The organism is Muricauda brasiliensis (assembly GCF_003057865.1).
GTDB classification, from domain to species: domain Bacteria; phylum Bacteroidota; class Bacteroidia; order Flavobacteriales; family Flavobacteriaceae; genus Flagellimonas; species Flagellimonas chongwuensis.
The window spans coordinates 1-16,827 of sequence record NZ_QBTW01000012.1 but is presented as its reverse complement, the minus strand read 5'-3'; the positions used below and the strand labels follow the sequence as shown (position 1 = coordinate 16,827).

At 40.4% G+C, this 16,827-nt stretch carries 20 protein-coding genes; 8 read left to right on the top strand and 12 right to left on the bottom strand.

Features of this window, described 5'->3' with window-relative positions; translation table 11 throughout:
• Window positions 1-84: 84 nt before the first annotated feature.
• Window positions 85-1,434, bottom strand: coding sequence for an NAD(P)/FAD-dependent oxidoreductase (locus tag DCK90_RS09515; protein ID WP_108245975.1), 1,350 nt, complete (start codon window positions 1,432-1,434; stop codon window positions 85-87).
• Window positions 1,435-1,564: 130 nt separating this feature from the next.
• Here DCK90_RS09515 and DCK90_RS09510 point away from each other — a divergent pair, with 130 nt between their 5' ends.
• From DCK90_RS09510 to DCK90_RS09500, 3 genes are all read left to right on the top strand, one after another.
• Complete coding sequence (locus DCK90_RS09510) at window positions 1,565-2,578, top strand: glycoside hydrolase family 113 (RefSeq protein WP_108245974.1); 1,014 nt, start codon at window positions 1,565-1,567, stop codon at window positions 2,576-2,578.
• Between the two features lie 100 nt (window positions 2,579-2,678).
• Window positions 2,679-3,611 carry a hypothetical protein gene (locus DCK90_RS09505; protein WP_159075800.1) on the top strand — a complete coding sequence of 311 codons (933 nt, stop codon included), beginning with the start codon at window positions 2,679-2,681 and terminating at the stop codon, window positions 3,609-3,611.
• Window positions 3,612-4,634, top strand: coding sequence for an N-acetylmuramoyl-L-alanine amidase family protein (locus DCK90_RS09500; RefSeq protein WP_108245972.1), 1,023 nt, complete (start codon window positions 3,612-3,614; stop codon window positions 4,632-4,634).
• Between the two features lies 1 nt (window position 4,635).
• On the opposite strand, the gene arsM is transcribed toward DCK90_RS09500, so the two are convergent.
• The 4 genes from arsM to DCK90_RS09480 form a co-directional block, all read right to left on the bottom strand.
• Window positions 4,636-5,601 (bottom strand): arsenosugar biosynthesis arsenite methyltransferase ArsM, encoded by a 966-nt coding sequence (arsM, locus tag DCK90_RS09495; protein WP_108245971.1) that lies wholly within the window; start codon window positions 5,599-5,601, stop codon window positions 4,636-4,638.
• A complete protein-coding gene (locus DCK90_RS09490) occupies window positions 5,598-6,413 on the bottom strand; it encodes a purine-nucleoside phosphorylase (RefSeq protein ID WP_108245970.1) in 816 nt (271 codons plus the stop codon). The genes arsM and DCK90_RS09490 overlap by 4 nt, the downstream gene beginning before the upstream one ends.
• Window positions 6,410-7,024, bottom strand: a complete 615-nt coding sequence (locus DCK90_RS09485; RefSeq protein ID WP_108245969.1) for a TIGR04282 family arsenosugar biosynthesis glycosyltransferase — start codon at window positions 7,022-7,024, stop codon at window positions 6,410-6,412. Before DCK90_RS09485 ends, DCK90_RS09490 begins: the two co-directional genes overlap by 4 nt.
• Before the next feature lie 599 nt (window positions 7,025-7,623).
• Entirely contained in the window at window positions 7,624-7,851 is a 228-nt protein-coding gene (locus DCK90_RS09480) for a hypothetical protein (protein ID WP_108245968.1), read from the bottom strand.
• A 296-nt stretch (window positions 7,852-8,147) separates the two neighbouring features.
• Here DCK90_RS09480 and DCK90_RS09475 point away from each other — a divergent pair, with 296 nt between their 5' ends.
• Together DCK90_RS09475 and DCK90_RS09470 are read left to right on the top strand one after the other, a co-directional pair.
• Entirely contained in the window at window positions 8,148-8,444 is a 297-nt protein-coding gene (locus tag DCK90_RS09475) for a hypothetical protein (protein ID WP_108245967.1), read from the top strand.
• A gap of 84 nt (window positions 8,445-8,528) precedes the next feature.
• Window positions 8,529-10,052, top strand: coding sequence for a GH3 family domain-containing protein (locus tag DCK90_RS09470; protein ID WP_108246039.1), 1,524 nt, complete (start codon window positions 8,529-8,531; stop codon window positions 10,050-10,052).
• Here the strand turns inward: DCK90_RS09470 and DCK90_RS09465 are convergent.
• From DCK90_RS09465 to DCK90_RS09440, 6 genes are all read right to left on the bottom strand, one after another.
• Window positions 10,049-10,678 carry a hypothetical protein gene (locus DCK90_RS09465; protein WP_108245966.1) on the bottom strand — a complete coding sequence of 210 codons (630 nt, stop codon included), beginning with the start codon at window positions 10,676-10,678 and terminating at the stop codon, window positions 10,049-10,051. The genes DCK90_RS09470 and DCK90_RS09465 overlap by 4 nt on opposite strands.
• A gap of 63 nt (window positions 10,679-10,741) precedes the next feature.
• A complete protein-coding gene (locus tag DCK90_RS09460; RefSeq protein ID WP_108245965.1) occupies window positions 10,742-11,206 on the bottom strand; it encodes a hypothetical protein in 465 nt (154 codons plus the stop codon).
• A gap of 88 nt (window positions 11,207-11,294) precedes the next feature.
• Window positions 11,295-12,716, bottom strand: coding sequence for a cardiolipin synthase (cls, locus tag DCK90_RS09455; protein WP_108245964.1), 1,422 nt, complete (start codon window positions 12,714-12,716; stop codon window positions 11,295-11,297).
• A 138-nt stretch (window positions 12,717-12,854) separates the two neighbouring features.
• Complete coding sequence (locus DCK90_RS09450) at window positions 12,855-13,025, bottom strand: hypothetical protein (RefSeq protein ID WP_234414711.1); 171 nt, start codon at window positions 13,023-13,025, stop codon at window positions 12,855-12,857.
• An 84-nt stretch (window positions 13,026-13,109) separates the two neighbouring features.
• On the bottom strand, window positions 13,110-13,271 hold the full coding sequence (locus DCK90_RS09445; protein ID WP_108245962.1) for a DUF1328 family protein: 162 nt from the start codon (window positions 13,269-13,271) through the stop codon (window positions 13,110-13,112).
• 158 nt (window positions 13,272-13,429) lie between these two features.
• Window positions 13,430-14,113 carry an SOS response-associated peptidase family protein gene (locus DCK90_RS09440; protein WP_108245961.1) on the bottom strand — a complete coding sequence of 228 codons (684 nt, stop codon included), beginning with the start codon at window positions 14,111-14,113 and terminating at the stop codon, window positions 13,430-13,432.
• A 179-nt stretch (window positions 14,114-14,292) separates the two neighbouring features.
• Here DCK90_RS09440 and DCK90_RS09435 point away from each other — a divergent pair, with 179 nt between their 5' ends.
• The gene (locus DCK90_RS09435; protein WP_108245960.1) at window positions 14,293-15,330 is read left to right on the top strand and encodes a helix-turn-helix domain-containing protein; all 1,038 of its coding nucleotides are present in this window, start codon (window positions 14,293-14,295) and stop codon (window positions 15,328-15,330) included.
• Here DCK90_RS09435 and DCK90_RS09430 read toward each other — a convergent pair.
• The gene (locus DCK90_RS09430) at window positions 15,327-15,788 is read right to left on the bottom strand and encodes a hypothetical protein (RefSeq protein WP_108245959.1); all 462 of its coding nucleotides are present in this window, start codon (window positions 15,786-15,788) and stop codon (window positions 15,327-15,329) included. The two genes, DCK90_RS09435 and DCK90_RS09430, sit on opposite strands and share 4 nt — an antisense overlap.
• Window positions 15,789-15,885: 97 nt before the next feature.
• On the opposite strand from DCK90_RS09430, the gene DCK90_RS09425 reads away from it, so the two are divergent.
• Together DCK90_RS09425 and DCK90_RS09420 are read left to right on the top strand one after the other, a co-directional pair.
• A complete protein-coding gene (locus DCK90_RS09425) occupies window positions 15,886-16,122 on the top strand; it encodes a helix-turn-helix domain-containing protein (protein WP_108245958.1) in 237 nt (78 codons plus the stop codon).
• Window positions 16,123-16,207: 85 nt separating this feature from the next.
• Complete coding sequence (locus DCK90_RS09420; protein ID WP_108245957.1) at window positions 16,208-16,756, top strand: hypothetical protein; 549 nt, start codon at window positions 16,208-16,210, stop codon at window positions 16,754-16,756.
• Window positions 16,757-16,827 lie beyond the last annotated feature (71 nt).

Here is a 16,827-nt window from a genome sequence, read left to right as displayed (position 1 = left end):
CTAATAGTTCCGACCAACTTCCCAAAATCAAAATTTATCTTTTTATGGGGTTAAACTTTTAAAAAACCATTAACCATAAACCAATCAATTCAGTTGGAAGATGCGTTTTAGGTTTTTCTTTTTCAGGTTGATGGATTTTGTAAAATCGGAATTGTATTTTGAAACAATGTCCGATTCAAAACCCTTGTAAAATTCAGGATCAAAATTGGCGTCCCTCAGATGCTCCATCACATAATCGATACTTTTACTTTCGCTTAGCCATCGGTCAAAAATTTCATGGCGCAAACGAATCCCAAAGGTGTTGATGCCCAACAACGTTTCGGAATCCTTATCAAAAGCTATGGTAATGCACAGTTTTTCTTTGGGATGTCTCCAATGGAAATGCACTTCGTTCTCTTTTTTTCTTCTTTCCGAAAATACCCAACCATAGGTTTGATATTCAATATCCAAGAACTTGGCGGAGTTGAACCAATGCCCGGGCTTGTATTCCATTCTATTACCGCAGATGGTCTGGGCCAGTGTTTCGCCCATCATCCGACCTGTGTACCAAACCGCTTCAATTGGGCGTCGATGGCCAATGGCTTCGTGCTGTTCCGCACAATCACCAATGGCGTATATATCATCAACATTCGTCTCCAAAAACCGGTTCACTTTTACACCACGCCCCAATTCGATGCCCGAATCCATCAGAAAATCAATATTTGGGGTAACGCCAGTGGTTAAACCAACGAGATTACATTCAATTTCTTCACCTGTTTCTATCAAGGTCACGGATTTCACTCTTCCGTTTTCGTCCGGATTGATTTGCTTTAGCGAGGCACCCAATCGCAAATCAATATGGTGTTCCTGAATGTGTTCGTTTATCATTTCCGATTCGCCCGCAGGTAGCACGCTGTTCCAAAAACTCTTCTCACGCACCAAAAAGGTAACGGGAATGTTCCTAGTGCGGAGCATTTCGGCTAATTCGATTCCGATAAGCCCACCACCGATAATTACTGCTCGCTTACAGATATTGTTGTTGGGTGCGTTCTCTTCTAGGAGTTCCAGGTCTTGCTTGGAATACAGTCCTTGAACGCCGTCCAAGTCTTGACCGGGCCATCCAAATTTGTTGGGTTTAGATCCTGTGGCAATAATAAGTTTATCGTAAGGGAGATTTGCAGCACGATCAAGCTGTATGAATTTTTCTTTGGTGTTGACGTTGGTAACGTACCCTTTTATTAAATCGATTCGGTTCTTTTTCCAAAAGTGGTTCTCGTAGGGTTGGGTATGTTCAAACTTCATGTGGCCCATGTAGACATACATCAAAGCCGTTCTGGAAAAAAAATATTCAGATTCTGCGGAAACAATGGTGATTTTTTTGTCAGAAAGCTTTCGAATGTGCCTTGCGGCTGTAACGCCAGCAATTCCATTTCCAATAATGACGATGTGTTCCATGGGTTGGGTTTGATTGTTTTGTATGTCGAGTTTTGCGGAAAGAACTTAACAGTAAAATGAAAATTAATAAGAATTTGGCAGCTAATAGCTGTTTTAAAATTATTATTTTTAGAGGGGGTTCACAGTTAGTATGAAGAAGCTATATTTTTTATGGGTTATTGTTTTTGCTTCTTGCGCCAGTAGTAAGATTGACAAAGTCAATGGTGTCAGTTTTGTCTCGTCTAGAGAGGAAGTGGCGCAGCATCACATTGACCCAGTTCTTGATGTGCAGGCTAACTATGCGGCCATAATGCCTTTTGGATTTATTCGTGATCTGGATTCTCCAGAACTGATTTTCAATACGGATAGACAATGGTTTGGGGAGCGAAGAGAAGGTGCGAAACAGTACATAGAAAAGCTACATCAAAACAGCATAAAAGTGATGGTGAAACCCCAAATCTGGATTTGGGATGGAAAATTTACCGGAAATATGGAGATGGCATCCGAAGAGGAATGGCAAAAACTGGAGGCTTCCTACGAGGATTTTATTCTGCTTTATGCTGAAATGGCGGAGGAAACCAGGAGTGATATCTTTTGTATAGGAACGGAGCTGAAGACCTTTGTGATGGAGCGACCTGATTTTTGGAACCAGCTCATTGTAAAGGTCCGTGATGTTTATAACGGTAAAATCACCTATGCCTCCAATTGGGACGAATATGATGACACTCCTTTTTGGGCTGAATTGGATTATATTGGCGTGAATGCTTATTTCCCGTTATGCGAAAAACAAAATCCTACAATTGAAACACTAACGCTGGGCTGGCAGCCTTGGAAGACTAAAATGCGCGAACTTGCAAGAAAAGAGGGCAGGCCAATCTTATTCACTGAGTTCGGATACCGAAGTATGGATTTTACGGGCAAGAAACCTTGGTTGGTGGACCGCAACCAAGAACGGGTGAACCTAAAGGCGCAAGCCGATGCAACGCAAGTAATATTTGATCAATTTTGGAACGAAGACTGGTTTGCAGGAGGGTTTGTTTGGAAGTGGTTTATGCAGCATGATGAAGTTGGCGGTATAGAGGATAACCGCTTTACACCGCAGAACAAACCGGCTGAATCCGTTATACGGAGACAGTATGCCCACGGAAAGAAATCAAGTCTTTAGGAACAAGGAAAGGTTTGTCGGAAATTTTGGACTAATTCGTGACCATGCTATGTGTTTTTTCCCCATATTTGCAATACATCCCACCCAAAAACATACAGTAATGAGACTAAAATTATCCTTTCTTTTTTGGGTATGGGCCTGTACATTTATTTTGGGACAGGAAAGTACCTATTACAATGTGGTTGCCGAACAGGGTGACGGTATTTTTTCGCTGCTGCGCAAACAAGGTCTTGACCCTGCCAAACACTACGGGGAATTTTTGGAATTGAATTCTGATAAAATAGCAGAGGGAACCGCCCTCAAACTGGGTGAAGAGTACAGGGTTCCTTATGCGGATGATTCCTTAAAGAAAACTGGCGTAATGGTCGAGACGGTAAAAGACTCTGAAACTCCCATTTTTGATAAGGAACTGGCTCAGATGTCCCTTAAAAGTGATAAGCTGAAAGATGCTGTATACTATCTTATTGTTGAGAATAGCTCTGAAACGGATAACGGCTTTGTGAATGATGTTACGCAACGTATTGCAAGAGAATTAATATTGAATGGAGCCCATGTGTATGTTATGGGTGATCACTTGATAAGTGACTCAGAGGATAAAGAAGTTTCTATTGACAATACTTTTGGAGACTATGTACAGGTCATCAACAAAAGATACATAAAGAACACTGGAAAATACCAACGGGTGTTGTTGATCCGCACAGAGAATGTAATCGAGAAAGGTAACATGGCAGTGGCTGTATACCACTATGACAAAAGCATCCAAGGCCAACGTTTTGCAGAGAATATACAGAATGTATTCAGGGAGAACAACGTTTCCAGCACCACTATTGATGAATCCAGTTTGGTTTTTGAGGACAAAAACAGCTTGTATCTGGCTACAAATATTCTCCCTGCCATTAGTATAATGACGATAGAGAACACGAGTCAGACATCTAAAAGCAAGATATCACTCAAACCAAATAAAAAAGAATTTGCCGATTTGATCAGCAATGGCATTATTAATGATTATGTTGATTTAGAATTCGAGAACTAAATGAGATTTTTACAGCTTACCACATTTTTAAGTGTTTTGTTTTTGGCACAGTCCACCCTATGGGGCCAAGAGGAATTTCCCAAGGTCATGGCGGAAGAAGGTGATGGTATTTATTCGTTACTGCGAAGACACGGGGTGAGCCCAACAAAACATTACAACAACTTTGTGAAACTAAATGCAGAGGATTTGGGCGAGGATGAATCCTTGATTCTGGGCAGGCAGTATATGCTGCCCGATACTTTGGAAACAAAAACGGTTGAAACGGTAGAAGAGGGAATCACCTATTCCATTTTTGGGGAGGATTTTAAAAAGGTGGACAAGGCAAGTTCAAGATTAAAAAATACAGTGTATTATTTGATTTCCGGCCATGGTGGCCCCGACCCGGGAGCCATAGAAAAGCATAATGGTAAATTGATTGCAGAGGATGAGTATGCCTATGATGTGACTCTAAGATTGGCTCGAGAGCTGATATCCCACGGAGCAGATGTGCATATTATAGTGCAAGATGAGAATGATGGTATCAGGGACAAAAGAGTCCTTGAATTGGATACGGACGAAACCGTTCAGTCACAGCCTATCCCTTTAGATCAATTGGAACGATTGAAACAGCGGACCAAAGCGGTCAATGATCTATACACAAAGAACACGGGTAAATATCAACGTCTTTTGGTCACCCACGTAGATAGCCGTGGCGAGGGCACTAATATCGATGTGTTTTTCTACCATCACGAAAAGAGTACCAACGGAAAAAGGCTGGCAGAGAGCATTCACCAGACATTTTTAAGAAAGTATAAAAAATTCCAGCCCAACCGACTGTACAACGGAACTTTTATGGAGAGAAGCAGTTTGTACGTAGTTAAAAACACGCTCCCCGCCATGGCCTATATCGAAATAGGCAATATCAGAAGCAAAAAAGACCAACGTAGAATCCTAGACCCAGATAACCGCCAGGCACTGGCCAAATGGATTTCCGAGGGAATTTTGTTGGATTATGAGTCTTCTAAAGAAGCTGTTTCCAAATAAACTAGCAACATCCGCCACCGTTGTAGTGGTATGTGCTTTCACTTATAAATATTTCATCCGAAGCACTGGCCAAGGCAGCGGCTGTTTTGTCACATACCGCCAAAGGTTGGTTTTGTTGTAGCACGTGCCCTTTTTTGTCATCAAAATAGGCTTCATCCCCAAAATAGATGGCTGTTTTACCCGTAAAAACACAGGGGCCATCCGCTGGCATAGGGTCTTTTATAGCCGCTATTTCAATGGACTCGATATGGATAATCTCTTTTGTCGGGTAATGGTTGGGAGATAATACCCTGTACGATCGTTTACCTCTAATTTCTATAGTACCAAAACCAGCGTCCGTCAACACTTTTACATAATCTTTCAAGGGAATACTACCGCTCAGGCATTGAGCCCTAAGTCTATCATCATTACGAAGCTCCTCACTCATCGGTTGTTCGCAAATAGGGTCGCTCATCACCAATCTTCCATGGGGCTTCAGTACCCGGTACATTTCGGAAACGGCTTTTTTAAGATCATCTATCTTAAAAATATTGAAAAGACAATTCTGTGCCGCCACGTCAATACTTTCATCCTCCACAGGAAGATTCAATGCATCACCTTTCACCAAATTCACATATTCGCTCTTGAACCAATTGTTTTCTTCTTCGGCTATTTTGAAATTTTTTCGGGAAGCCTCCAACATCTCATCAACTGAGTCCACACCGGTGACACCCCATTTTTGTCTAGAAAAATAAGAGAACTGCAATAACTCCATTCCGCCACCGACACCCACGTACAATACCTTGGGATTGTTTACCAGGTCTTGCGCGGAAACCGTGCTTCCACAACCATAGTTCATCTCTTGCATGATCTTGGGAATGGAAAGCCCGGGGAACTGCCAAATGGGGTTAGTGGTGCAGCAAAGCCCCACATCGGGTGTTAGTGCTGCTTGTTTGTATAGGTCTTGGGTGGCGTCTAAATAGCTCATAGTTCTTTGATTAATTCTTTGAATAGTTTGATCATTTTGGGTTCCGTTTGCCCAGCAATCCTTAAAATCTCCTCAACTTTAACGGGTTCAAGGTTCTCCGGGTCGCATTCGTCTGTCAGTACGGAAACCGCTACGATAGGTAGTCGTAAATGATTGGCAACAATTACTTCCGGTACGGTACTCATGCCTACAGCATCGGCGCCCATTATTTTAAGCATCCGATACTCCGCCTTGGTTTCCAATTGTGGACCTACTACAGAGGCATATACACCTTTTTTTAATGAGATGCTCTCACGTTCTGCAATAGCAATGACTTTTTTGCGCATTTCTGGGTCATAAGGTTCGCTCATATCCACAAATCGGTCGCCGAATTCGGATACATTTTTAAATGCTAAAGGTGAACCTCCCTGAAGGTTGATGTGATCTTCGATCAGCATAATTTCCCCTTTTTTAAAGTCAAGATTGATGGCGCCAGCAGCATTGGAGACAAACAGTTTTTTGACACCAAGTTGGTGCATGACACGAATAGGATAGGTGATATCCAAAAAATCATAACCTTCATACAAATGAAAGCGTCCTTGCATTACGATTACTTTCTTGCCCTCAATGCTTCCGTAAATCAATTTGCCCGTGTGGAATTCCACTGTGGCCAACGGAAAATAAGGAATATGGTTATAGTGTGCATCAATGGAATCTTCAATGCTGTCCACCAATTGTCCTAGCCCTGTGCCCAGTACAATACCAATTTCAGGGGTTTCAAATCCTCGTTTTTTTAAGTATTCAACGGATTCTGCTATCTGTTTTTTTGTCATTTTTTCATGTGTTTTAAAAATGGCGCAAAGGCCTCAATATCTTTAATGTCTTCATAGTAGTCGACATCGTTTTTTTCATTCAAAAGAACGAAACTGTCCTCTTTTATATCGGATAAAGTATCGGCAAGCACGGTGTTTGTTCCCCATTTTTTATTTTGGAACAATGCTGTTTTTAAAGATTTCATTCCCAAAAGATAGTATCCCCCATCTTCTGCAGGACCTATCACATACTCGTGATGTTCAAGTTTTGAAAATGCTTCTTCCAAATCGGATTGATTCAGATGGTACATGTCGCTTCCAATAATAATGATGTTTTTAAAACCTGCTTGGAAGCCCTCTTTAAAAGCGTTCATCATCCGTTCGCCCAAATCCGTTCCGGTTTGGAGTTTTTTGGAATATAAGTTGTTGTTCCAAATATCATTCTCCCAAACCTCTTCCGAATAGTAGACCCATTTTTCAACCTTCAAATCTTTGGTGAACGACACGGTCTTGTCCAACAAAAACTTATAAATTTCCAATGCGGCCTTATCCCCTACTTTAGAAGCTAATCGGGTCTTACATTTACCAAGTTCGGGGTTGCGGGTAAGAATTAAAAGTAGGTTTTTGCTCAACTTATTTGGATTTAGCTGGGATTAAAAACGCTGCTTAAAGATAGAGAGTAATTCTGAGGACAGGATGTTTTCCGGTACGATTTTTAAAAAAAGAGATATGGTTGTTTGAAGGGATGGGATAGCAATGAAAAAGGGCACCTGTAAGGGGGCCCTTTTTGAGACACATTTTTTAACTATGGGCAATTTGGATTGGGCCAGTGTTTAGTATAGTTAACTAATGTATAAGTATATGCTGCTAAAAAGAGAGTAAACGGATAGTGCAATTACAGCGTACCAAAATAGGTATCCAAGCTTTGCTTCTACAGTGTTCATTTTTTTGGTGTTTGTTTTTAGTTGAGTTAAAACTTCAGCCCTAAATTATTCAAAACACACCCGTGTGCAATCTATATTTTTATTGGTTGCACTTTTTTGGGCATAATTGGTCGTAAAAGTTATGTAAATGGAAAAAGCGCTCTTTTTGGAATATAGAGGCTCTTGTTCAATAAACGGTTTGTTTGCTGAAAAACAGTGTGTTAGGAATGTTTTGAGGGGAGGAGTATGAAGATATTGTTGGGGAAAGATGTATTTTTTATAACCAACACCCTTCCCCAAAAGATGATTTAAGCTAAAGGAGAACCTTTGAGCCGTTTTTCTATTTTACGCTTTTTAGCAGTAATGTTCTTCATGGTTTCCATTAATTTGGAATCCTTTGTCTTTTTATAAATCTCGTTGATCGAAAGAATCAAGCTCTTTGCTTCTCTTGAGGCCTTAACCCTATCGCTGGTGGACATATGGCTCATAGGCCTTTTTTCAAACTCTTCCGCCTTTTCTAGTAACTCGTGGGTCATTTTTTATTTTTAAAATTATTCGCAATCGGCTAAATATAAGAGTTAGTTTGATATTTTTTGCCTATGGAACCATTTGATTTTCATATTTATGAAAACATTAAGAAGTCTCTTGGTGAAGTGTTGAAAAAATCTAAATAGGATAGTCAAATAAGTGTTAAGTAATTGATTCTGTGTTGCTTTTTTATTGGACAATTTGTTGAAAACGACAAGTCCAAATCAATTTCAATGTTAAATTAATGTAACTTAATTGTAAGTTTATCATTATTTGAAGTACTTTTGGTCCAAAATTTTTTGACTTGGAAATCATCTGGAAGAGCTTAACGGGAAAGACTGCTTTAGACCACAAACAAAAGGTGGATTTAGAATATGCCGTGCGGCTTCAGGTGGTAAAGATAGTAATAAAAGAGGCAGAACATCTAATGCCTTATCTTTCTTTGGTGGCAATAGAAATAGATGCGGTCAAAGGCAACGTCTCGGTGCATGGAGATACACCTGAACCTCTTTATTCCAAAATTGCCAACAAATTGAAACAGCCCGTTTCCAAGAAAATTTCCAAAATCTCTTCACCTGTTTTTGCTACGCTTAATTTTTAAGATCATTTACGTTGATCAAAAAATGGATTGAGTAAATCCCAATCTATGGATATGGGTAATTTTACTTTATTAAAAGTATTCGATATGGCAATTATTGGAAACATTATCAAAGGGGTTATCGAGGCAAAAGAGGCCTTGAGCAGCGAACCCAATCCTATAGACGAACAGAAAGAGGTACTTAATGAATTATTGGAAAGGGCCAAGGATACCCAATTTGGCAAGCGATATGATTTTGCCGCCATTTTGGAGTCGGATAATATTCAAAAAGTATTTGCGGAGGCCATACCGTACCACGATTATAATAAAATCACCGAAGAGTGGTGGAGCAAGACCATTGATGGTGAACCTGATGTTGCTTGGCCTGGAAGTCCTGACTTTTTTGCTCTAAGTTCAGGTACAACAGGTAAAAAATCCAAAAGGATTCCGGTAACCGAAGATATGATCGATTCCATAACCCGAGCAGGGAGGCATCAAGTTTATGCGATGAGTAATTTTGATATGCCCGCGGACTTTTTCGAGAAGGAAATTATGATGCTGGGAAGCTCCACCAACTTACAGGAACGAGATGGCAAAAAAGAGGGGGAGATTAGTGGTATCAGTGCCAGTAACATACCCTTTTGGTTCAAAAAATATTATAAGCCCGGCGACCAAATTGCCAAAATTGACGATTGGGACGAAAGGGTGCTCACCATAGCCAAAAATGCCAAAAACTGGGATATTGGTGCCTTGAGCGGAATACCATCTTGGATGGAGCTTATGCTCAAAAAGGTAATCGATTATCACAATGTAGACAATATTCATCAAATATGGCCCAACTTGCAGGCTTACACATCAGGTGGTGTTGCATTTGATCCTTACGAGAAAAGTTTTAATGCGCTGTTGGGTCGTCCCATCCAAATAATTGATACCTATTTGGCTTCAGAAGGCTTTTTTGCCTGTCAGGTCAGGCCTGAGACCACAGCCATGAAATTGATTACCGACAACGGGATCTATTTTGAGTTTGTTCCATTTGAGCCTAAATATGTAAACCAAGATGGGTCGCTAACAGACGATGCCCCATCCATTTCGTTGGGCGAGGTGGAAGAAGATGTGGATTATGTTTTGATCATATCCACGGTTTCCGGCGCTTGGCGTTATATTATTGGCGACACCATTGCCTTTACCGATAAGGAAAGGGCCGAGATTAAAATCACCGGCCGGACCAAGTTCTTCTTAAATACAGTGGGTTCTCAACTTTCTGTGAACAAACTGAACGATGCCGTGAAGCATTTGGAAGATGAATTGGACATTAAAGTGCCGGAATATACCCTTTGTGCGAAACGTTTTGATGATGGTTTTTACCACACGTGGTATTTGGGTTCTGATAGTAAATTGGACGAAGAGAAAACTGCCAACGTTTTGGACGATTATTTAAAAGGGGCCAATAAAAACTACAAAGTGGCGCGTAGCAAAGCCTTGGAAGGTGTGAAAGTGCACTTTGTGCCCCAACAGATGTTTGCCGAATGGAGCGGTGCCAACAAGAAAAAAGGAGGACAAGTGAAAATGGAGCGTGTAATGGGAGAGGAGCGTTTTAAGGAGTGGGAAGATTTTGTATCTCAAAAAGCTTAACCATTTCCTTCTATCGAATCCAGTTCTTTCACCATTTCCATAATCTCATCCGGAGAAAGGTAATATTGTTTGATGCGTGTCTTGTAGGTCTCGTCTATTTCAGAGTTATCGAGGATAAACCGTTTTGTTTTCAGAATGTATTCGGACATTCCCCTGGACACGGCGAAGGAATCTGCCGCACGCTCGGCTTTTTTCACAAATTCTTTTAGCAAAACGTATCTAATGCCAAATCCTATGAGGTTTAGGTTGTCCCTTTGCTGGTAGTCCATTACGTGGCCCAGTTCGTGACCTATCCACCCGACCAAAACATCTTTGGGTACATCCACGGTCTTGAACTCTTCACCGGATATCTTGAACTTTTCACTGATCAAGATCACATAGCTGCGCTTGTTCTTTGGTTTTAGCAGACCGCTCCAAGTAGGTTGGGCCTGCATTACCGATTTTTTGATGTTCTTTTTGAACTTGAACTCAATAGGGATGCCCTCTAGTTCCGGAAAGTAGCCCAGTGCAATTCTAGCCTCTTGCTCGATGCTCTCGGGTATGCTGTTTTTGGGTTTCTTCAAAATACTGATAACTAAAAATACCGATAGGGACAGTAGTAAAAGTAGTTTTAGCTTTCTTTTCAAAATTTATGGGTTAAAAAAAGGGCAAATTACAATTTGCCCTTTTTAGTGTGATTATTTGTTTTTCTAAAACTGGTATCTAAGCCCTAGGGCGATATCCAGGTCAAGGTCGTCCGAGTAGTCATCGTTGAAACCAATTTCCGGTCTCATATCCAACGAAATCAACAATGGAATATCAAAATCGTATTCAATACCTATATCACCAGCGATCAGGGCAAATGCACCATCGTTTTCACCAGCATCAAAAGACCCAACACCACCACCGGCACCTACGTACCAATGGAATCCTCCATCTATGGGCATTACCCACTGATAAAGACCTACCAGTTTAAAGGCTTCTACATTATCGGAATCTCTCCAACCAAGGTCAAACTCCAATCTGTTGTTCTCGTGCAAATAACGCTGATAGGAGATTTCCCCTCCAAAACCGTCATTGTCGCCAACTCTTATACCCAATGCGTTCTTGGATATACTTTGGGCACTAAGTGCTGTTGCTCCGATTAAAAATAGAAATAAAATTGCGTTTTTCATGATAGTTTTATTTTGACACAAAGGTAACTCTGTCCCAGAATCTGCTTATCTCAAATAAATTAATCATTGATTCAAATAAGCAGGAAGATTAGATGACGGGTTTGAAGAATTTGAAAAGACCTTCAAGAAATCTTAGCCAGATGGTTCTGTTTTGATAGCGTTCCAATGTGACCAAATCCGCTTTTTCACATAGTTTTTCGAACTCGCCTATCATTTCTGTTGTTATTTCCTTGTTGTAGATAAGAATATTGGTCTCGTAGTTGAGCTCAAAACTCCGAATGTCAAAATTCCCGGAACCGATGGAGACCAGGTCATCATCCACGATCATGATCTTGCTATGGGAAAAATCGGGCCGAAAATAAATTTTGACCCCTACTTCCAATAATTCCTCAAAGTGGGAGAACATAGCAAATTTAGCTGCTTGCGAATCGGATTTTTTGGGAACCAACAAACGTATTTCCACACCTTCCATGGCAACTATTTTCATGTTCTCCAGAAAGGCCTCTCCCGGTACAAAGTAGGGGTTTGCTATACAAATGGACTTTTGAGCCTGGTTCATCATCCCAATGTATTGTTGCATTATAGTGGGATGTTTCGAATCTGGCCCCCCTGCAACGAGTTGTGCATCCACATCGCCGGCCTTTTGTTGTTCGGTAAGGTAATCAGGGATATGAAAATCTTCCTTGTTGCTCGCAAAAAAGTAATCTTTCAGAAAAATAAGGTGTAGATCGTTTACAATGGGGCCTTCGAGCTTTAGATGGATATCTTTCCATTTGCCCAGCTCATTTTTTCGACTTATATATTTGTCCGATACATTCACACCACCGGTAAAGGCAATTTTGTTATCGATGATGACGATTTTTCGATGGTTCCTAAAATTAAGGGAGAACAATAAATTGGTCAGCCGTATCGGCATTATGGGGTATATTTTTACACCAATGTCCTCAAACTCTTTTCTGGGACGCCCACGTAGCTTGTAGCTTCCAAGGGAGTCGTAGATGATTCGAACTTCTACGCCCTCCCGTATTTTTCTTTTAAAAAGCTCCAGCATTTTGTCCAGTAGGGTGCCTCTTTCCAAAATATAGTATTGAACGTGGATGAACTTTTCGGCTTTCTCCATCGCCTTAAAAAGAACATTGAAGGTTTCGCCCCCATCTTGGAGCGCTGTTATGGAGTTGCCTTTTTTTGCTGTACTGTCGGAATTGGTCTCGATCAATCTATTGAGCCGTTCTTTTCGGATATCGTCATCAAAATGGGTCAAGAATTTTTCTTGGGTGGAAATCTTGGGGTGGGTGTACTTATTTCTTTTGTCGAACTCCTTGGTATTGAAAAATTTGAACTTTCGGCGGTTCATACCAAATAGATAATAGAGCGCCGCGCCCAAATAAGGAAGAAAAATAATGGCAAGCGCCCAACTTATGGATCTTGATGGCCTCCTGCCGTGGTAGATAACGGCCCCAATGGCCCAAATGGAGGTGAGAATGTAGATTGTGGTTAAAGCGGTATTCACAACTAATGGTGGTGTTTGTTTCTCCTAAGGTATAACGAAATGAATTTACCGCTCCCGTATTTTGTGGTAAAATTGGTGCCAATCAAAAAAACTCTGGCGATGGTGCCAGAGTTTTTCTAGTGTGTGCTAATGGTTATTTTATTGAGGGCTGTCGTCTGTAGCGTCCTCTACTTCGTCTTCAACGTCTTCTGCCGCGTCTTCGATACCATCACCTACATCTTCAGCAGCATCCTCTACTTCTTCGATGGCTTCTTCGGCCTTATCTTCATTTGTTTCTCTGCAACTCGTCATACTCAAGGTAAGTGCCATTGCAATAAAAAGTGCGAATAAACTTATTGATTTTCTCATGGGTTCTATATTTAAGGGTTAATGATTTTATTGTGTTTCTTGGTTTTATAATCTTTTTCTTCCTGATATCAACGATATGATAAACAGCACAATAAATATGAAGAATAAAATCTTGGCTATACTTGCTGCACCTGCAGCGATTCCACCAAAACCGAATACACCGGCAATAATGGCCAAGATGATAAAGATGATTGTCCAACGTAACATAATAGTAGTGTTTTTTAAGTTAGTGCCCGATTATCCTTTAATCGGTACATTACAAATGTCGTTTACTTTTTTCCCTAAGCTTGCCGTTTTCCGATTATATGTTGACTCAAAAAAATAGAATCTTAATATATTGATGTATAGTGGTTTGCCTTAATTTTTCAGGAAAACAGGGAATCTATCTGATAATTTGAGGTCAAGTTTTTTAGAAAGAATTCGTTGGAAATACGTTTGGCCTTCAATTTGGTCTTATGTGGTCTTTCAATGATTTCTTTTAGGCTTTCCATGTCATGGCCATCGTTCAGCCAAACCGATACTTTTTCCTTTGGAACAATAATGGGGGCAAGGTTGCTGATGTTGTGGTAGTTCGAAACAAAGTTGTCGGTTTTGCCGACCATCAGTGCGGCGCATAAAAATCCATCGTTCAACATATTGTATGTGCCCGCCAAGTAGAACGGTTTTTCAGATTCTTGTTGAATATAATAGCTACAGGTATTGCCGTTGTCCAACAAATGAGTGTAAAATCCGGTGACAATAATTACACAACGCCTTTCTTTAAAAGAATCCTTCATCCAAGAAACGTTTTCCAATTCATCCAGTTGCACGTTCAAAGTATTGGCATTGTCTTGGAAAATGTGCCAATCTTCTTTAAAGTCCTGCGGCATAAGGCCCCATATGGCAAATGTTATCTCATTTTTGTTTTCCATCGTCACCACGCTTATGTTGGTCTCATTAAAGCCGTTGATCAATGGATTGGGAGTGTATAAATTTGGATATCTGAAGGGAATTCCAAACTCCTTTTCTATCTCGCTTGTGCTAGCTTCATTTGAAAGTTTGTAAATCATAATCTTCTGTAATATGACCCCAAGTAAGCAAAAGAAGCTCGGAAAGGTTGACGCAAATAGTTTTAATCGTGTTGCTTTTGATATATGGAATTAGGGGACTGACCTTGTACAAAGGCCAACAAAGAGTATATTTATAGGATTTAGACCCAATAATCAAACAAAAGTCAGTTGTAAACCCAATGATCAAAATTAAAGTAAAGGCCCAAGATACTGCGGAATCTGTGGAGCAGATAAAAAATGTTTTAGGAGGAGCTATTGAAGAGCAGTGGGGGCAGCACCAGTTGAAAGTTTCCAACGACAAGGCAAAGGGCACTATACGTTTTATAACGTTTGACTGGGGCGTGAGCTTGTTGGAGTTGGACATTACCTTTTTTGATGAGGTTTTGATAGAAGTGGACACATCCGACTTTAACCCGATCAGTTTTTATTATTGTTTGGAGGGCTATTGTGGCCATAAGTTCGGGTACCAGCCAGAAGATAAGATAAAGATCATGGAGCAGTTCCAGTCCGTTATCCTTACCAATCGCGATGGTGGGATTACTGACAGGTATTTTCCCAAGGATGTAAAAATTTCCCAAACTGTGATACAGGTGCGCAGAAAACCATTTTTGCGCAAAAGATTAAACCAAGGGGAAGAACTCAATAAAAAGCTGTACGAAGTATTTTTGGATACCGACCACGAAAAGGTTTTTGCCTACTATGGGTCCTACAACCTAAAAATGGCCGAGGTGGTAACGGCCATAAAAAAGGTGAAGACCAAAGGTATGATCCGCATTATGATGATCGAAGGGCTGGTGTACCAGATTCTATCCATGCACATGATCCAGCACAACAAAGAGGTGTTGGACAAAAGACCGCAGACCAGTTTGCTGAAAAGGGAGTTAAAGGTGGTTCGCAACTATGCCAAAAAGATAGAAAAGAACATTGCCAAGGATTTTTCGTTGGAGGACATTTCGGCCGATACCGGGCTCACCCAGGCCAAACTACAGGAAGGCTTTAAGCTGCTCTACAACAAAACGGTGACCGAATATATAAGGCACGCCCGTTTAGAGCTGGCCAGAAACTACATTGCCACCACCGAAATGAACATCTCCGAAGTCGTCTACTCCATCGGGTTTACGAGCCGGAGTTATTTTTCCAAGATCTTTAAGGAGAAATTTGGGCTGAGCCCTAGTGAGTTCAAGAACAGTAAAAAAAGCGCCCAGGTGGGGGGCTAGCCTTTGTTGTGCAGCTTCAACGTTTTTTCTGGAACGGGCGCACTGAGCTCTTTTAGGTCGCAAATGCCTTGGTAGGTATGCGTTACCTCCACCCTAAGTGATGGGTCCGGGGCATCTATCCTAAAGGATAGCATTATTTTTTCTTCATCTACCAGCAGCTTACCATGGTCCAAGGGGCGGGGCAGGGATAGCATTTTTATAGTATGAAACTCTTTGGTCGGCGGCATACGGAATTGAAAGGAAAAGCGGAACACCAGATTGTCCAGCACCGTAAGTTCTGCTACATCGCTACAAGATATTTTTTTAAGGATAATGCGGCTCTGCGGGCGACGAACATGGTTTAGGAACTGCCCGTTTTGGGAGTTGTGGATTTCTAAGGTTGCAAAGGTGATTTGTAATGGGGCAGGGGAAGCTTGGTGGAGGAAGTTACTAATGGTTTGTATTGGGCTTTTTAGCATCGAAATTGATTAAGTAGATATTTAAAGATAATATCTTTTTTCTATCTATCACTATATATAGGGAAGATTTATCTCTATATATAGTGCAAATTGGAGCATGCGAAATAAATTGAGCCTTGAAGAAAAATTATTTATACGTGATTTTGGTATGAATCTCAAGGCTTTGCGTGAAGAACGGAATTTGTCGCAGACTAAACTGGAGGCCATCGCCGGATTATCCAAAAATCAAGTTTGGCGTATTGAAAACGGCGAGGTAAACACTACAATATCCAATTTGAAATTACTGGCCAAAGCTCTCGAGGTTGACGTAAAAGAGTTATTTGATTTTAAATAATAAATGACGCCGATCATTGGTTTTATTCCTATTTTGGGTGTATATAGATGTATTTTACTTCTATATAAACAAGTTGTAGCAAATTTTGAAAATCAAAATCACTAACCGACATATTACTTTCAGTATATATTTTCTTCTATTTCTTTTGGTGGTGGGAATTTGGATTTGGGAATTAAAAATGTTTGACGATTTTCTCGGAGTAGTAGTTCCTTGGGACGAAAGATATGACTTGCCAAACATTGTTTATGGGCTTCAAATCTCAAACATGTTCACCGCATCCATTGCGTCAATCGCCTTGTTAATTGGACTATTTCTGAAAAAGAAAACAGGATGGATATTAATAACAGGTTGGTTTTACTTTTCTCTGTTTAATTTAATTAACTCTTTAATTATAGACGGATCACCTGACACTTCAATTGAATTTCTATTATTACTACTTTTTTTAATACCGATTGGATTTATCATTTTAATGAACAAATTTGATGGAATAAAAAGGTATCACGGAATTGAGAATATGCATAGAATTAAGTTAAATTTATTTGCAATCGGAACTGGAATCATTTTGGTAGGATTTCGAATACTCAAAAAAAACTTGCTACAACAAAGAACTGAGTTAAAAAGCAAGTCTTTTTAAGCCAATCTCGATATATGGTTCTCATCGTAAGGTATTCCGGATTTTGCAATGGCAAATGCCTGTTTCAACAG